Raw genomic sequence first — 14,059 nt, 5'->3', positions numbered from 1 at the left:
GCCTGCCAAGACCCAGATGCGGGCTGCGCGAAACTTATCCGAGGTGCAGGCAGATAGCTTCCTTTTCAGGCCGAAGCGGTCAGCCCTGCGCAACCCCGTCCCAGCGCCGCAGCATCCAGTACCATTGTTCAGGGTCCGCCATGATCCGCGCTGACAGGATGTCATTGAACGAACGGGTCATGGTCAGACTGTCGCTATGGGGTATCGGGGCTTCAAACTCTACTCGAAAGGTATTGCCGTTCCCGATCCGCGTGCCAAAGGCGGGGATCAGCGGCAGGTCGTATTTCAGCGCAAGCTGGGCCGCCGAAAGGGATGTCAGCGCGTCATGCCCCAGAAACGGGATTTGCACGCCTTCGGAATATTTCTCATCCAGAAGGATCGACACAATGCCACCCCCGCGCAAATGACGCACAAGACCTTTGGTCCCCACACGCCCCGTGGCCAAAATCGGGTTCCCCCCTGCCTGAATCCCCGCCTTCAGGCGGCGTTCGTAATGGCGATTTTTATTGGGACGATAGACCGCGCCGCTTTCCATCCCGTTCATTTTGATCACTGCGCGAATGGCTTCCCATTGGCCAAAGTGCCCCGATAAAATGATCGCACCTTTCCCCGCAGCTTGGGCCTGCTTCAGCGCAGCAAGTCCGGGGCCAGAGACCTGAAACTTGTGGTGATGGGTCTGGAATTCGGCATCGTGGTAAATTTCAAACAGGGTGCGCCCCATCTGGCGGCCCATGTTCTGACCCAGCGCCACCCGTTGTTTGCGGGGCATATCCGGAAACACCCGTTTCGCCTCGCGGGCAAATCTGGCTCTGGCGGGTGGGAACCAGCGCATCACCAAGCCAAGCGTTGTGCCCAACCCCCGCGAGCGCATGTCAAAGGCGCGCCACCGCATCACGGTAAGCGCCGACCACAGAGGCAAATACCGGGCATGGTGCAAAACAGATTTCAAAGTCGCGGAGAACATGGCCCTATATGGTTGGGTTTCGGGGCGACTCCAAGCGGAAACTGCGGGAACTTAACTCAAGTGTGGGGTGGTGTGATCAATTCGGGTATGCAGCACGTTTTGTGTTTTGCGGGATCGGATTGGACTTTGTCCCAAAACTACGCCACAACAGCCCGACCGTTCCGGTAGCAAAAGGAATGGCAGGAACTTATTCAGGGCTAAAGAGTTGTCCTTATGTCTGGTACAGCTAAATCTTTTGAGAAGGCCGACGCATCTTGGGTCAGAGCTGGCCAAATCCCAGACCAAATCAAGGACCGGAAATGACAGTTTACCTCCACGGCCTCTCTACCGCTTTACCAGATCATTGCCTTAGTCAATCCGCAGTGCGCGAACGTGCAGCGATTATTTTTGGCAATAAATACCCGCAGTTTGACCGTCTTTCCAAAACCTTTGATACTGCTGGCATTGAAAAACGCCACTCCGTGGTTCCGATTGACTGGTTCAACAAAGACCACGGCTGGGCAGATCGCAATGCGGCCTATATTACGGGGGCAAAGGCGCTGTTTATCGACGCCGCCAATCGTGCATTGACCAGCGCGGGCTGGGTCGGCTCTGATGTAGACTGCGTGATCACCGTCAGCTCTACCGGCATTGCCACCCCCTCCCTTGAAGCGCAGGTCTTTACCCAGATGGGCTTTCGCGACGATATCATGCGTGTGCCCCTGTTCGGGCTGGGCTGTGCGGGCGGCGTGTCTGGCCTGTCTGTCGCGCAATCCATTGCAGCGGGCAGACCGGGCGCTAAGGTGCTGCTGGTCGTGGTTGAAACCTGCTCGCTGGCGTTTCGGGCGGATCGTCTGCAAAAGGCGGATATTATCGCAACGGTCCTGTTTGGTGATGGCGCGGCGGCGGCATGTATTAGTGCGGATGCCCCGATCACGGGGCGGCGGGTGCGTATGGGAACAGGACACCAGAAAATCTGGCCCGATACTTTGGATATTATGGGCTGGGATGTGGATGAAACAGGGTTTGGCGTGGTGTTTGATCGGTCAATCCCGACCTTTGTCACCCAAGAATTCGCCGCAGCCACCCAAAGCGCCCTGAAAGCTGCGAATCTGACCCATGAACAAATCGACCGCTACGTCTGTCACCCGGGCGGTGCCAAAGTTCTGTCTGCAATTGAGGGTGCTTTGCATCTGGAGCAAGGCTCACTTGATGCGGAACGGGAAACCCTGCGCACCGCAGGCAATATGTCGGCCCCGACAGTGATGTTCGTAATGAAATCGGTTCTGGATGCAGGCACATCGGGCCAGATGATGGCCTGCGCCCTAGGCCCTGGCTTCACCGCATCCTTCCTGCCCTTCCAAGTAGAAGCAGAGGCCGCATGATCCAGACAGGTGCCGCACTGTTCCTCGGCTTCATCATCCTGCAACGCCTAAGCGAGCTGGTCATCGCGCGGCGCAACACCGCCCGTTTGCTGGCAAAAGGCGCTTACGAAGTGGGCGCGTCCCATTACGCTGTGATGGTCGCCATGCACAGCACATGGATCGCCTGTCTGGTGATTTTCGGCTATACCGCCCCGCTTGCCATTGGCTGGCTGGCGGTGTTTGTGCTGCTGCAAGTCCTGCGGGTCTGGATATTAACCAGCCTTGGCCCCCGCTGGACCACCCGCGTTATCATCCTTGAAGAACCGCTGGTGGAGCGTGGCCCTTTCAAATACCTGTCGCACCCCAATTACATGCTTGTGGTCGCCGAAATCATCGTTGCCCCGATGGTGTTAGGGCTGGTCTGGGTCGCCGTGCTGTTCACCCTGTTGAATGCCGCCATGTTATGGGTGCGCATCGGGGTGGAACACAAAGCGCTGACCCCGCTGAGAGCCCGATAAATGCCCGCTTGGGGGATCGGTTTTGGTCTGGACCGCCTTGGCGTTGCAGCGCTGAAATTCCCCCGCCTTGCAACAGTGTTGATGCTGGGCCTGCTGGCGTTGATCAGCCTCAGCCTGCCGCGCCTTAGCTTTGACGATGACATCCATCGGGTTTTCCTGTCTGACAGCCCCTTGTCCCAAGCCCAACGGGCCTATCAAGCCAGCCAAACCCCGCCCACCAGCACCGTGCTGATCCATGTGACCGCGCAAAAAGCCCTGACTGTCCCAGATATGACCGCGCTGCGGGATCTCTCGCTGGATTTGGAATTCGTCCCCGGCGTGATCACAGTCGGCTCCCCCTTTGCCCTACGCCTGCCCCCGACACAGGATGCTCCATCGGGAACGCCCCTGTTCGGCCCCAACATCCAACCGAACTTCGCCACGGATATAGCTGCGTTTCAGGATTTAGGCACGGGTTTGCCGACCTTTATCACACCAGACCTCACTGCGCTGATCCTCAGCGTATCTGTGGACACCAGCCAAACCAGCCTTGCCAATGCAACAACCGCCATTCAGGCCAAGCTGGCCCGCGCCCTGCCCGCCAATTTAACTGCCGCCCTAACCGGAGAGGACGTGATCAGCCTTGAAATCGTCTCTGGCTTAAAGGTGGATTTGATACGGTTGAACATGATTGGCGCGTTGATTGTCACTTTGGCGGCCTTTGCGCTGCTGCGCGACCTGCGCATGGCACTGTTGGCGGTTGTGCCGGCGCTGGCGGGGGCGGCCGGCGTGCTGGCTCTGTCCGTCTGGCTGGGCTATCCGGTGACGGTGCTTAGCAATGTCATTCCGATCCTGCTGTTGGTGCTGGGCGTGGCTGATGGCGTGCATCTGGCCCGTTCCTATAAAGACAGCGGCGCGCTGCGTACCACCCTTGATGCGGTGGGTCCGGCGTGTGCCCTGACCGCGCTGACCACGGCGCTGGCCTTTGCCAGCATCCTGCTGACAGGCAATGCGCAACTGTTTGAATTTGCAGTTCTTGGCACCTGTGGCACCCTGTTTTCCTTTGCCATCGGCATTGTATTGTTCACCCTGATCGCACGGCACCTTCCCTTGTCGCGCCGCCCGATCCCACCGTTCAGCACCAAGATGGCCCGCTCCTTGGTCGCTGCGGGCACCAAGGCCCCCCGTGTCACCATAGCTCTTTGCGTTCTGCTACTGGGCATCTCCGCTGTTGGCTTTGGCCAGACCAAAGCATGGTTCCCGCTCTATCAAAACCTGCCCGACAACAGCCCGACCCTACAGGTGAACGACGCCATTGCGCAGGATTTCGGCGGGGTGTTCCAGATGATCGTAGAAACCGACGGCGATTGGGCGCAGAACTGCGCGATTGCACAGGAACTGGAACAGATCAGCGGCCCCCGAACCGTCCTGTCCGAACTGAACCTTGCCCGCTGGCTGGGCGATCCGGACACCCGCCCGACAGACGCCGCGTTAAAGCCCCTGCCCCAATCCCTGATCACACAGTTGCGCCCCGCAGACGGCAGCACGCGGATTTTTGTTGCCATGCCCGAACCCATGCGAAGCCCTGAAACCCTGCAAAATTTTGACAGACTTTATGACAGCGCCGTGGCCTCTGGCGCGCGTGCTGTCATCGGCCTGCCCACCATCATGCGACAAGAAGCCGTGACCCTGATCCACCAGCTTTCCATCGGTCTGGTTTTAGCCGCTTTGGGGGCGACCCTGCTGGTGGCGCTGGCGTTTAGATCCCTTGCGCTGGTGCCGATCCTGCTGATCCCCAACATCCTGCCCTTAATGCTGACCGGTGCATCCCTGTTGTTCTGGGCGCAGGGCCAGCTTAGCCCGACTGCTGTTCTTGCCCTGACCATCGCTTTTGGCATTGCCATTGATGACACAGTCCATTTTCTAAGCCGATTTAACGCAGCGCAGGCCCAAGGGCTGCCCCTGCACCAAGCAGTGAAATCCGCGACAAACTCAGCGGGTGAGGTTATGGTTCTAACCACCCTGCTGCTCAGCGCGGGCCTGTGTGTGACCCTGTTCAGCGATTTCACCCCGATCCGCTTGTTTGGCGGGATGATGATCATTACCCTGTGGTCGGCCCTGCTGCTTGACCTGATATTACTGCCTGCACTGCTGATTTGGAAAAGGATACCCGATGAAACTGCCTAGTGTTTTCTGCGTTGCGATGATCTGCCTTGCCCCCACGGCACAGGCAGGTGCATTGGCCGATATGGCGGGCAGTTGGCGCGGGTCTGGCTGGGTCAAACAAACCGATCAAGGACCGCAGGAAACCATCCGCTGCCAGATCGAAAACACCTTTGACGCAACCCGCCTAAAGCTAACTTTATCAGGCATTTGCGCTGTACCGGGCCAGAAACTAACCCTGTCTGGCACGTTGAACGGAACCCCCAATTCCACACGCATCACAGGCCGTTGGTCCAACCCTGACGGTTTGGGCAGCGTGCGGGTTGTCGGGGTTGAACAGGCAGACCTGATCGCCTTTACCTTTTCCACCCGCGATCCGGTAACAGAGCGTGAAATCTCGCAGAATGTGGAATGGCGTGTCACTGAAAACACGCTGCATCTGCGCTCGGCTGATCGCACCAAAGCAGATGCAGATACGGAGAATCTGCTGTCAGATGTTGTATTTAGAAAATAATCCCGAAGGAGGCTGGGGTTAACCAAATAAAAAGGCTTGATACATAGGCTGCAATTCGACGGGTTGGCGCGGTAAGGCGGCGCCCTACCAAAGGAATTGCCATGCACGAACCTGTAAACCTAACCGATCTGGCCGACCGATATGGATCAGACAAAGGCAGCAGCAAACATCGGTATACCGAATTATACCACATGCTGTTCCACCCGTTTCGCAACCGGAAAATCAATTTCCTTGAAATGGGATTGTTGATCGGCGGGCCAGAACACGGCGAAAGTGCGAACCGTCAGACCAAAGACCTGCCCTCTATCCGTATGTGGTTGGACTATTTTACCAAAGCGCAGATCACAGGGCTTGATGTGTCCGATTTCGCATGGTTCCAACACGAACGCTTCAAATTTATCCGCTGTAATATGGATGATCGCGTAAATATCTCTGTCGCACGCCAACAAATGGAAGATTTTGATATCGTCATTGATGATGCAAGCCATGCATCGCATCATCAACAGTCTGCCTTTCTCGAACTGTTCCCAAAGGTTAAAAAAGGGGGCATGTATATCATCGAAGACCTGCGCTGGCAGCCAGAGCCTTATGAAAAACCGGGCATCACCAAAACGGCACGCCTGTTTCAAAGCTATTTAACCAAACGGAAATTTACGCATAACGATCCGGCGATTGCCTCTGAATTCAACGCCCTCAAAGACCAGATCTCAGGCTGTTTTGTGTTTCAGGCCCGTTTCCTGAAAGACAAACGGGATCAAGTGGCCGTTATCCATAAACGGTAATTCCCCCGCGATGGCCAGGCCTGCTGTGCTGGGCCATCCCCCCGCGACGCTTAGACACTCTGCCCCTTTCGCTGTACACGCGCTAAGTTCTTGCTAGCTGCACATGAACTGGTGAGATCCCTTATGTTTGATAGCTTCACAGCCGAAACCCTGGCGCGGATGCAATTCGCATTTACCGTGTCATTCCACATCGTTTTCCCTGCATTTTCCATCGGATTGGCGAGCTACCTCGCCGTTCTGAACGGTCTATGGCTGGGCACCCGCAACAAAACCTACCTAACCCTGTTCACCTATTGGAAAAAACTCTTCGCCGTTGTCTTTGGCATGGGCGTGGTGTCGGGCATCGTGATGTCCTATCAGTTTGGCACCAACTGGTCGGTTTTTTCCGATAAAACCGGTCCAATCCTTGGCCCGCTTATGGCCTACGAAGTCCTTTCAGCCTTTTTCCTGGAGGCGGGTTTCCTTGGCATCATGCTGTTCGGGCGCGAACGGGTGGGTGACAAACTGCATATGTTTGCCACTGCGATGGTGGCTTTTGGCACTTTGATGTCAGCCACGTGGATTCTGTCTGTGAACTCTTGGATGCAGACCCCAGCGGGCTATGGCATCAATGATCTTGGCCAGTTTGTGCCTGAAAACTGGTGGCTGATCGTCTTTAATCCGTCCTTCCCCTATCGTCTGCTGCATATGGTTCTGGCCGCATATCTGACCACAGCGCTGGTTGTCGGTGGCGTCGGCGGGTTGCATCTGCTGCGTAACCAAGATGACGCGCCGGCCCGCAAAATGTTTTCAATGGCCATGTGGATGCTGGTCTTTGTGGCCCCTTTACAGATTCTTGCAGGCGATATGCACGGGCTGAACACGCTGGAACACCAACCCGTTAAGGTCATGGCCATGGAAGGCCATTACGACAGTCACCCTGACGGCGCACCGCTGATCCTATTTGGCATTCCAAACCCCGAAGAAAAACGCATCGACTATGCCGTTGAAATCCCGAAACTTTCCAGCCTGATCCTGAAACACGAATGGTATGCACCGCTGGCTGGCCTTGACACGGTTCCTGATCAGGATGAACCACCCGTTGTCATCGTTTTCTGGAGCTTCCGGATCATGGTGGGCCTAGGATTCGCCATGCTGGGCCTAGGATTATGGAGCCTGTGGCGCAGACGGCGCGGCCGCTTGTTTGTGGATCGCTGGCTGCACCGTGCTGCCATCGCCATGGGACCGATGGGATTTGTCGCGGTTTTGGCTGGCTGGGTCACAACCGAGGTCGGGCGCCAACCCTTCACCGTCTATGGCCTGCTGCGCACCAGCGACAGCCTCGCCCCCATCGCCGCCCCTGCGGTTGCAGCCTCTCTGATTGCCTTCATCGTGGTGTATTTCTTCGTCTTTGGCGCCGGCACTTTCTATTTGTTGCGGATGATGAACAAATCCGCCTCGACACAACATCTGGGCCTGTCTGACGGCCCAATCCGCACAGCCGGCATTACCCCCATAGAGCAACCCCACCACAAATCACAGGTTACGGAAAAGGAGCCTCGGGATGTTTGAGTTATCGTTTATCTGGGCCGGTATTATCGCCTTTGCCGTGCTGACCTATGTGATCCTCGACGGGTTTGATCTGGGCGTGGGCATCCTGTTTCCCTTTGCCAAAAACGAACGGGACAAGGCGACGATGATGAATTCCATTGCGCCGATCTGGGACGGAAATGAAACATGGCTGGTGCTGGGCGGCGGCGGGCTGTTTGCGGTCTTTCCGCTGGCCTATGCGATTATCATGCCCGCCCTTTACATGCCGATTATCCTGATGCTGCTGGCCCTGATCTTTCGCGGCGTTGCCTTTGAATACCGCTGGCGCACCAAACGCTGGAAACCGGTTTGGGACGTGGCCTTTTTCGGCGGCTCCCTCACTGCGGCCTTCATGCAAGGCATCGCACTTGGGGCATTGGTGCAGGGAATCACCGTCGCAGACCGCGCCTATGCGGGCGGTTGGTGGGATTGGTTAAGTGCTTTTTCAATTCTGACAGGCTGCGCTGTGGTTGTGGGGTATGCGCTGTTAGGCTCCACATGGATCATCCTGAAAACCGAAGGAAAACTACAAGAACAAATGCAATCCTACGCGTGGTGGTTGGCAGCTGGCACTTTGGGATTCATCGGGATCGTCAGCATTTTAACCCCGTTTCAGGACGCTGAATATTTTCAAAGATGGTTCAGCCTGCCCGGAAGCGTGTTCAGCGTGGTGATGCCAGCGGCCTTGCTGATGACCGCTTGGTTGCTTTTCACTGGCCTGAAAGCCCGCAAGGACGCGCAGCCGTTCCTAGCTGCCTTATGCCTGTTTGTGCTGTGTTTTATCGGCATCGGCATCAGCTTTTATCCCAACATCGCCCCCCCAAGCCTGACCATAGTCGAAGCCGCCGCGCCGGATGAAAGCCTGTGGTTTGCCCTTGTCGGGACGGTCGTTCTGGTGCCAATGATTTTGGCCTATACCGCCTATGCCTATTGGGTGTTTCGCGGTAAAATCGACCCTGATGAAGGGTATCACTAAAGGGAGAACGCCCATGGTAAACAAACCTGTACGACAGCTTGCGTGGTTTGTGGCGCTGTGGCTGCTTGGGGTGGCGGTACTAGGCGTGGTCGCTTATGCAATCCGCCTCGCTATCTACTAAACAGGCCGCACGAGCGGTGCGCGCTGCCCTGTCTTCTGGGCAAAGAATTGCGCATCCCACCTTGCAAATCCACCTAATCTCGGGCAAGTGTGTCGCGCGCTCCAGCCAATGTCTGACCCAGACACCGCCAGAGTAACTCATCTTATCGGGATATTTGAAAGCGGGGCTGCCATGCGTCAATTATTATTCTTATCTTGTTTTATCCTTGCCGCGCTGCCTGCAAGGGCCGAAGAATCCGCACCCAAAACCACTGCGAAACTGGCGGTGGAACTGAACGGCGCTGAAACGCAGGACAACAGTTGCACATTGACCTTTGTAATCACCAACGGACTGGGTCAGGACATAGACCAGGCGGTTTATGAAACCGTGCTGTTTGATCAGGACGGCAAGGTGAATCGTCTGACCCTATTCGATTTCGGCGCACTCCCCCAAGACCGCCCCCGCGTGCGCCAGTTTGCTGTGCCAAACACCACCTGCGAAGGCTTGGGCCGCATCCTGTTTAACGGCGGTAAAACCTGCGCAGGCGGGACGCTGACCACCAGCGATTGCGAAACAGGGTTGATGCCTACGTCACGCACAAAGATCGAGGTTTTGGGCTGATGACCATGCTGCAATCCCTGCTTGCCCCCCTGCAACAAATCGCAGACATCGGCGGCCCCGTGGTCATGATTCTGATGGCTGTTTCGGTTCTAACGCTGGCGGTAATTCTGTATAAAATATGGCAATTCGCCAGCGCGGGCGTGGGCCGACACAAGGCGCTGTCCCAAGCGGTAGATGCATGGGATGCAGGCAATCGTGACGGCGCGCGTGCAGCTTTAGCGCAGTCTACCAGCTACCTCGCCCCTGTGATTGAGCAGGCTTTCACCAGCACAACAGACGCATCCGAGCGCCTGCAAGCCGAAGCTGAACTGCGCTTCACCCGTCTGGAACGGGGGCTGCGCTTTCTGGATTCAGTGGCCCAACTTGCCCCGCTTCTGGGTCTGTTCGGCACGGTTCTGGGGATGATCGAAGCCTTTCAATCCCTGCAAAACGCAGGCGCGCAGGTGGATCCTTCCATTCTGGCAGGCGGCATCTGGGTGGCCTTGCTGACCACAGCGGTTGGCCTTGTGGTCGCCATGCCAACCGCGCTGGTTCTTAGCTGGCTTGAGGGCCGGATGGAAATTGAGCGGGTCATCGCTGACAAAGCGCTTTTGACTGTGCTGAACCCCGATAAGGCAGCGCAGAATGGCTAAGGCCCGCAGACGGCGCAGACGGCTTTCGATGACGTCCCTGATCGACGTCATCTTCCTGCTGTTGCTGTTTTTCATGCTGACCTCGACCTTTTCAAAATTCGCCGAGGTGGAACTGGCCTCGGCAGGTGCAGGCGGTACAACCGCCCCTGACAAACCACCGCTGTTCTTGCAACTGGCAAGTGATACGATCAGTGTGAACGGCGAAGGTGTGACCCTAGAAAACATCACAGAGTCTGCCCTTTCGCAGGCCGAGGCGGGCACTTCCGTTCTGGTAAGCCTGCGTGACGGGGTCGATGCCCAGCGCCTGACTGATTTGCTGGTGGCCCTGCGCGCCCTGCCCGACCTGACAGTCACAGTGTTGGGGTCATAGATCATGCGGCGTCTGGAAAAACCCAAATCCCACCGTGAACCGACCATTGCGCTGATCAATATCGTGTTTCTGATGCTGGTGTTTTTCATGGTGGCAGGCACTTTGGCTGCGCCGCTCGACACGTCAATGGCGCTGGTGGAAACCCGCGATCTTGAAGGTCGCGCGCCCCCTGACACACTGTTGATCCATCCCGATGGCAGGCTTAGTTTTCGGGGCGAGTATCTGGAAAACATCGCCGCCTATATGGAAACCCTGTCCGAAGACGAGCGTAAAACCATCCGCCTTGTGCCTGACCGTGCCCTGGATGCAGCCGCACTGGTCGCCCTGACCCGCGAATTGCGCGGACTTGGGGCAGAGCGGGTGATGATCGTCACACAACGGGGGCTGGAATGATGTCCCGCGCCTTTTTCGCCAAATCCGCCGCCGTTGCGCTGGCTCTTGCCATCCACGGGGCTGCGATGATGCAGTTTTCTTCGGATATGACCGTAGAAATGGACAGCAGTGCCGGGGCCGCGCAGGCTATGATCGGCAGCAGCTTTGAAGACATGAGCGTGGGCACACTGGCCGCCACCCAGACCGAAGATCTGGCTGAGACCGTTGAGCCGGAACCGGACACAACCCCGCCAACCGAATTGACCCGGACCGAACCACCAGAGCCAACGCCCCCTGTTGAAACCCAACCCCTTGAAGCAATCAAACCACCCACAGAGGCTACGCCGCTTGCTGAACAGACACCCCTTGAAACCCCTGCGCCAGACGCGCTTGCCCTGACGCCCACGGTTACACAAGCAAAGCCACCAGAGCCGCAACCCCTAGCGCCGCCCAAACCGAAACCCGAAACGCTGAAGCCGGTCAAACAGGTTGAAACGGTAAAGGCCGCACAGCCGGAGCCCGAAAAAACGGTAAAAGCCGTTGAACCTGTTAAGCCGCCTAAAAAGCCGGTGGTCAAAAAGCCTGTCAAAGCCAAGCCAAAAGCTGCGCCCAAGGGGAATGCCAAGCAGAACAATACCAAAGGCTCGGCTACTGGGACGCAAGCCGCCAAGGCGAAAACCCAAGGCACCAAAACCGGCAAAGCAACCGCCAGTGGCAATGCAGCGGTCAGCAATTACCCCGGTAAAGTGATGCGCAAGATTTCTCGGGTATCGCGCCCGCGCAGCACCACACGCGGCAGCGTGGTAGTGGCCTTTACCATCGCCAGCAGCGGTGGCCTGTCTGGCTTGTCAGTGGCCAAATCATCAGGCAATGCCAAGCTGGACCAACTGGCCTTGGGCGTGATTCGCAAAGCCGCTCCCTTCCCCAAGCCCCCCGCAGGTGCGCGGCGCAGTTTTTCGATTACCATCAAGGGACGCTAGGCCCGTTTTCAACAACAAACGCCTGCCATTTCGCCGGTAATTCCGCATAACCGTCACCAAAAGCCAACAGTTGCCAGCTATGTTTTTCACGGGGAGTTTACTAACCTGATTTTTTTAGTCAGCAATAGCCGAGAAATGCCAGCAAGTCGGATCATTTTATCCTCGTCAGCCAGCTAAAAACATCTGGAAATGAGAGACATTATGAAACCGACCAACAGCGCCCTGCTTGCCGCTTTGCTGTGTTCCACGGCCACCATCACCTTTGCACAAGACGCCGATCCTTTTGATCTGGGCACGCTGCGCATTGAATCTGCACAGGCGCAGGCCGTGCTTGGCAACGACGAAATCACCCAAGAGGAAATCGAAAAGCGCAACGCCTCGACCATTGCGGACGTGTTTGCAGGCGAGTCGTCCATCACCGCCAGCGGAGGCGCCCCTATCGGGCAAAAGGTCTTTGTGAACGGGGTAGAAGAAAGCCTGCTGTCCGTCACCATCGACGGTGCGCGGCAAAACAAATCCGCCTTCCACCACACAGGCAACGTGTTGATCGACCCCGCTTTGCTGAAATCGGTTGAGGTCAGCGCAGGTCTTGCCCCCGCAGATCAAGGTCCGAACGCATTGGCAGGGTCCATCGCTTATACCACCAAGGACGCCAGCGACCTGCTGGAAGACGGCGACAATCGCGGCGGCATGTTCACCTTGTCGGGCGGGTCCAACGGCTATGGGTTTCGCAGTACACTGTCCCTGTTCGGGCGCACAGGTGGATTTGAATATTTGCTTAGCGGAACAAAAGCATCGGGCAGCGATTACAAAGACGGCGATGGCACCACGATTCAAGGCACCGAAACAGAGCTGACGGATTACATCGCCAAATTCGCCTATACCTCTGACAGCGGCAAGAAACTGTCCTTTTCAGCCTCGCAAACCACAGATGACGGCTACCGTGCAGCGCAGGCTGGACCGGGGGGAATTTTCTTTATCCGCCCCGATTTCGCAAGTGTTGTGGGCCGCCCAAGCGTTCTCGTGCAGGGTCTGTCAGAACGTACCTCCTACACGCTAACCTACACAGATGAAAACGCCGAAGGCTGGTTCGCCCCCACAGTCCAGCTTAGCTATAACGAGCAGGAACTGGATGCCAGCGGCGTCACAGGCACCAACAAAAGCTTTTCAGGTACGTTCAAAAACAAATTCGAACTGGCCAACGGCACGGTCACGGCCGGATTGGATTTCTTTGACGAAACTGCCGTGGGCTATTCCCGTGCTGCAGCGCCGTTTAACAGTTCAGGCCGCGAGGATCATACCAACCTTGGCCTGTTCGCACAGGCCCGTCAGGACCTAAGTGACCGCGTGTCCGTGTCTTATGGGGCCCGTTATGACTGGCAGACCTTTGATGCAGCAGATGGTGGCAAATACAGCGCCAACGGGGCCAGTGCCAACGGGTCTATCGACTTTATGCTGAACGACAACTGGACCCTGAATGCTGGTCTGGCGTCCAGTTGGGGCGGTTATGAATTGGGCGAAGCGGCGCTGATCAACTTTGGCACCGCCTGGGATTACACTGGCTTCACCACATCGCGGGCCACTGCCGCGCGGATCGGGGTGCGCTTTGCCAAAGGCCCATGGGACATAAAAGCCGCCCTGTTTGACACGCGGGTTGATGACATCAACGCCGTATTGCCCACTGCAGGGGCACGGGGAGCTGTTGCCAACCTGAAATCCCGCGGGTTTGACGGCTCGCTTGGATATACCTTTGACAAGGGCTTTGTACGGGCCAACTACACCTATGCCGATGTTGAAATCGACGGGGCAGCGGCGGGATCAACCGCCTATTATCTGGGTCGCCCAGTGGGTCATGTGATCGGTTTGGAAGGCGGCTACACCTTTAACAACGAATGGACTGTAGGGGGCAACGCACAGGTTGCGTTGAAAAACAGCGACACCGCGATGGACCTGCCTGCCTATGAGGTGATCAACCTGTTTGCCGAATACAAACCCCGCCAGATGCAAAATCTGAATGTGCGCTTTGATGTGACAAACCTGCTGGATTCCACATTCTCGCGGCGCAGTTCGGACGGGATTGATGCAACCAATGTTGTGCCCCTGACCGATCCCGGTCGCATGGTGCGCCTGACAGCAACGATCAAGTTCTAACGCCCTGATCCGAGGCGGCAACCCC

General features: G+C 56.9%; 14 protein-coding genes. 13 read left to right on the top strand and 1 reads right to left on the bottom strand.

What is annotated here, in order from left to right:
• Positions 1-79: 79 nt before the first annotated feature.
• Positions 80-964 (bottom strand): lysophospholipid acyltransferase family protein, encoded by an 885-nt coding sequence (locus GGE09_RS17380; RefSeq protein WP_309747440.1) that lies wholly within the window; start codon positions 962-964, stop codon positions 80-82.
• Positions 965-1,263: 299 nt separating this feature from the next.
• On the opposite strand from GGE09_RS17380, the gene GGE09_RS17375 reads away from it, so the two are divergent.
• The 13 genes from GGE09_RS17375 (at position 1,264) to GGE09_RS17315 (ending at position 14,034) form a co-directional block, all read left to right on the top strand.
• Positions 1,264-2,328, top strand: coding sequence for a type III polyketide synthase (locus tag GGE09_RS17375; RefSeq protein WP_309747439.1), 1,065 nt, complete (start codon positions 1,264-1,266; stop codon positions 2,326-2,328).
• Positions 2,325-2,825, top strand: a complete 501-nt coding sequence (locus GGE09_RS17370) for an isoprenylcysteine carboxylmethyltransferase family protein (protein WP_309747438.1) — start codon at positions 2,325-2,327, stop codon at positions 2,823-2,825. The genes GGE09_RS17375 and GGE09_RS17370 overlap by 4 nt, the downstream gene beginning before the upstream one ends.
• Positions 2,826-4,991 carry an MMPL family transporter gene (locus GGE09_RS17365; RefSeq protein ID WP_309747437.1) on the top strand — a complete coding sequence of 722 codons (2,166 nt, stop codon included), beginning with the start codon at positions 2,826-2,828 and terminating at the stop codon, positions 4,989-4,991.
• Positions 4,978-5,481 (top strand): hypothetical protein, encoded by a 504-nt coding sequence (locus GGE09_RS17360; RefSeq protein ID WP_309747436.1) that lies wholly within the window; start codon positions 4,978-4,980, stop codon positions 5,479-5,481. The genes GGE09_RS17365 and GGE09_RS17360 overlap by 14 nt, the downstream gene beginning before the upstream one ends.
• 101 nt (positions 5,482-5,582) lie before the next feature.
• Complete coding sequence (locus GGE09_RS17355; protein ID WP_309747435.1) at positions 5,583-6,263, top strand: hypothetical protein; 681 nt, start codon at positions 5,583-5,585, stop codon at positions 6,261-6,263.
• 123 nt (positions 6,264-6,386) lie between these two features.
• The gene (locus GGE09_RS17350; RefSeq protein ID WP_309747434.1) at positions 6,387-7,814 is read left to right on the top strand and encodes a cytochrome ubiquinol oxidase subunit I; all 1,428 of its coding nucleotides are present in this window, start codon (positions 6,387-6,389) and stop codon (positions 7,812-7,814) included.
• Complete coding sequence (gene cydB / locus GGE09_RS17345) at positions 7,807-8,808, top strand: cytochrome d ubiquinol oxidase subunit II (RefSeq protein ID WP_309747433.1); 1,002 nt, start codon at positions 7,807-7,809, stop codon at positions 8,806-8,808. Before GGE09_RS17350 ends, cydB begins: the two co-directional genes overlap by 8 nt.
• Positions 8,809-9,100: 292 nt before the next feature.
• On the top strand, positions 9,101-9,529 hold the full coding sequence (locus GGE09_RS17340; RefSeq protein WP_309747432.1) for a hypothetical protein: 429 nt from the start codon (positions 9,101-9,103) through the stop codon (positions 9,527-9,529).
• Positions 9,529-10,161 carry a MotA/TolQ/ExbB proton channel family protein gene (locus GGE09_RS17335; protein ID WP_309747431.1) on the top strand — a complete coding sequence of 211 codons (633 nt, stop codon included), beginning with the start codon at positions 9,529-9,531 and terminating at the stop codon, positions 10,159-10,161. Before GGE09_RS17340 ends, GGE09_RS17335 begins: the two co-directional genes overlap by 1 nt.
• On the top strand, positions 10,154-10,531 hold the full coding sequence (locus GGE09_RS17330) for a biopolymer transporter ExbD (RefSeq protein WP_309747430.1): 378 nt from the start codon (positions 10,154-10,156) through the stop codon (positions 10,529-10,531). The genes GGE09_RS17335 and GGE09_RS17330 overlap by 8 nt, the downstream gene beginning before the upstream one ends.
• Before the next feature lie 3 nt (positions 10,532-10,534).
• Entirely contained in the window at positions 10,535-10,924 is a 390-nt protein-coding gene (locus tag GGE09_RS17325) for a biopolymer transporter ExbD (protein ID WP_309747429.1), read from the top strand.
• On the top strand, positions 10,921-11,883 hold the full coding sequence (locus tag GGE09_RS17320; RefSeq protein WP_309747428.1) for a TonB family protein: 963 nt from the start codon (positions 10,921-10,923) through the stop codon (positions 11,881-11,883). Before GGE09_RS17325 ends, GGE09_RS17320 begins: the two co-directional genes overlap by 4 nt.
• A gap of 201 nt (positions 11,884-12,084) precedes the next feature.
• Positions 12,085-14,034, top strand: coding sequence for a TonB-dependent receptor domain-containing protein (locus GGE09_RS17315; RefSeq protein ID WP_309747427.1), 1,950 nt, complete (start codon positions 12,085-12,087; stop codon positions 14,032-14,034).
• The last annotated feature ends 25 nt before the right edge of the window (positions 14,035-14,059 follow it).

The sequence above is a fragment of the Roseobacter sp. N2S genome, assembly GCF_031454055.1.
GTDB lineage: Bacteria > Pseudomonadota > Alphaproteobacteria > Rhodobacterales > Rhodobacteraceae > Amylibacter.
This window is presented reverse-complemented; position numbering and strand designations above follow the sequence as displayed.

What these genes read in the sequence shown, in the direction of transcription:
- GGE09_RS17380 (WP_309747440.1), bottom strand. Translation starts at nt 964, where the DNA reads ATGTTCTCCGCGACTTTGAAATCTGTTTTGCACCATGCCCGGTATTTG.
- GGE09_RS17375 (WP_309747439.1), top strand. Translation starts at nt 1,264, where the DNA reads ATGACAGTTTACCTCCACGGCCTCTCTACCGCTTTACCAGATCATTGC.
- GGE09_RS17370 (WP_309747438.1), top strand. Translation starts at nt 2,325, where the DNA reads ATGATCCAGACAGGTGCCGCACTGTTCCTCGGCTTCATCATCCTGCAA.
- GGE09_RS17365 (WP_309747437.1), top strand. Translation starts at nt 2,826, where the DNA reads ATGCCCGCTTGGGGGATCGGTTTTGGTCTGGACCGCCTTGGCGTTGCA.
- GGE09_RS17360 (WP_309747436.1), top strand. Translation starts at nt 4,978, where the DNA reads ATGAAACTGCCTAGTGTTTTCTGCGTTGCGATGATCTGCCTTGCCCCC.
- GGE09_RS17355 (WP_309747435.1), top strand. Translation starts at nt 5,583, where the DNA reads ATGCACGAACCTGTAAACCTAACCGATCTGGCCGACCGATATGGATCA.
- GGE09_RS17350 (WP_309747434.1), top strand. Translation starts at nt 6,387, where the DNA reads ATGTTTGATAGCTTCACAGCCGAAACCCTGGCGCGGATGCAATTCGCA.
- cydB (WP_309747433.1), top strand. Translation starts at nt 7,807, where the DNA reads ATGTTTGAGTTATCGTTTATCTGGGCCGGTATTATCGCCTTTGCCGTG.
- GGE09_RS17340 (WP_309747432.1), top strand. Translation starts at nt 9,101, where the DNA reads ATGCGTCAATTATTATTCTTATCTTGTTTTATCCTTGCCGCGCTGCCT.
- GGE09_RS17335 (WP_309747431.1), top strand. Translation starts at nt 9,529, where the DNA reads ATGACCATGCTGCAATCCCTGCTTGCCCCCCTGCAACAAATCGCAGAC.
- GGE09_RS17330 (WP_309747430.1), top strand. Translation starts at nt 10,154, where the DNA reads ATGGCTAAGGCCCGCAGACGGCGCAGACGGCTTTCGATGACGTCCCTG.
- GGE09_RS17325 (WP_309747429.1), top strand. Translation starts at nt 10,535, where the DNA reads ATGCGGCGTCTGGAAAAACCCAAATCCCACCGTGAACCGACCATTGCG.
- GGE09_RS17320 (WP_309747428.1), top strand. Translation starts at nt 10,921, where the DNA reads ATGATGTCCCGCGCCTTTTTCGCCAAATCCGCCGCCGTTGCGCTGGCT.
- GGE09_RS17315 (WP_309747427.1), top strand. Translation starts at nt 12,085, where the DNA reads ATGAAACCGACCAACAGCGCCCTGCTTGCCGCTTTGCTGTGTTCCACG.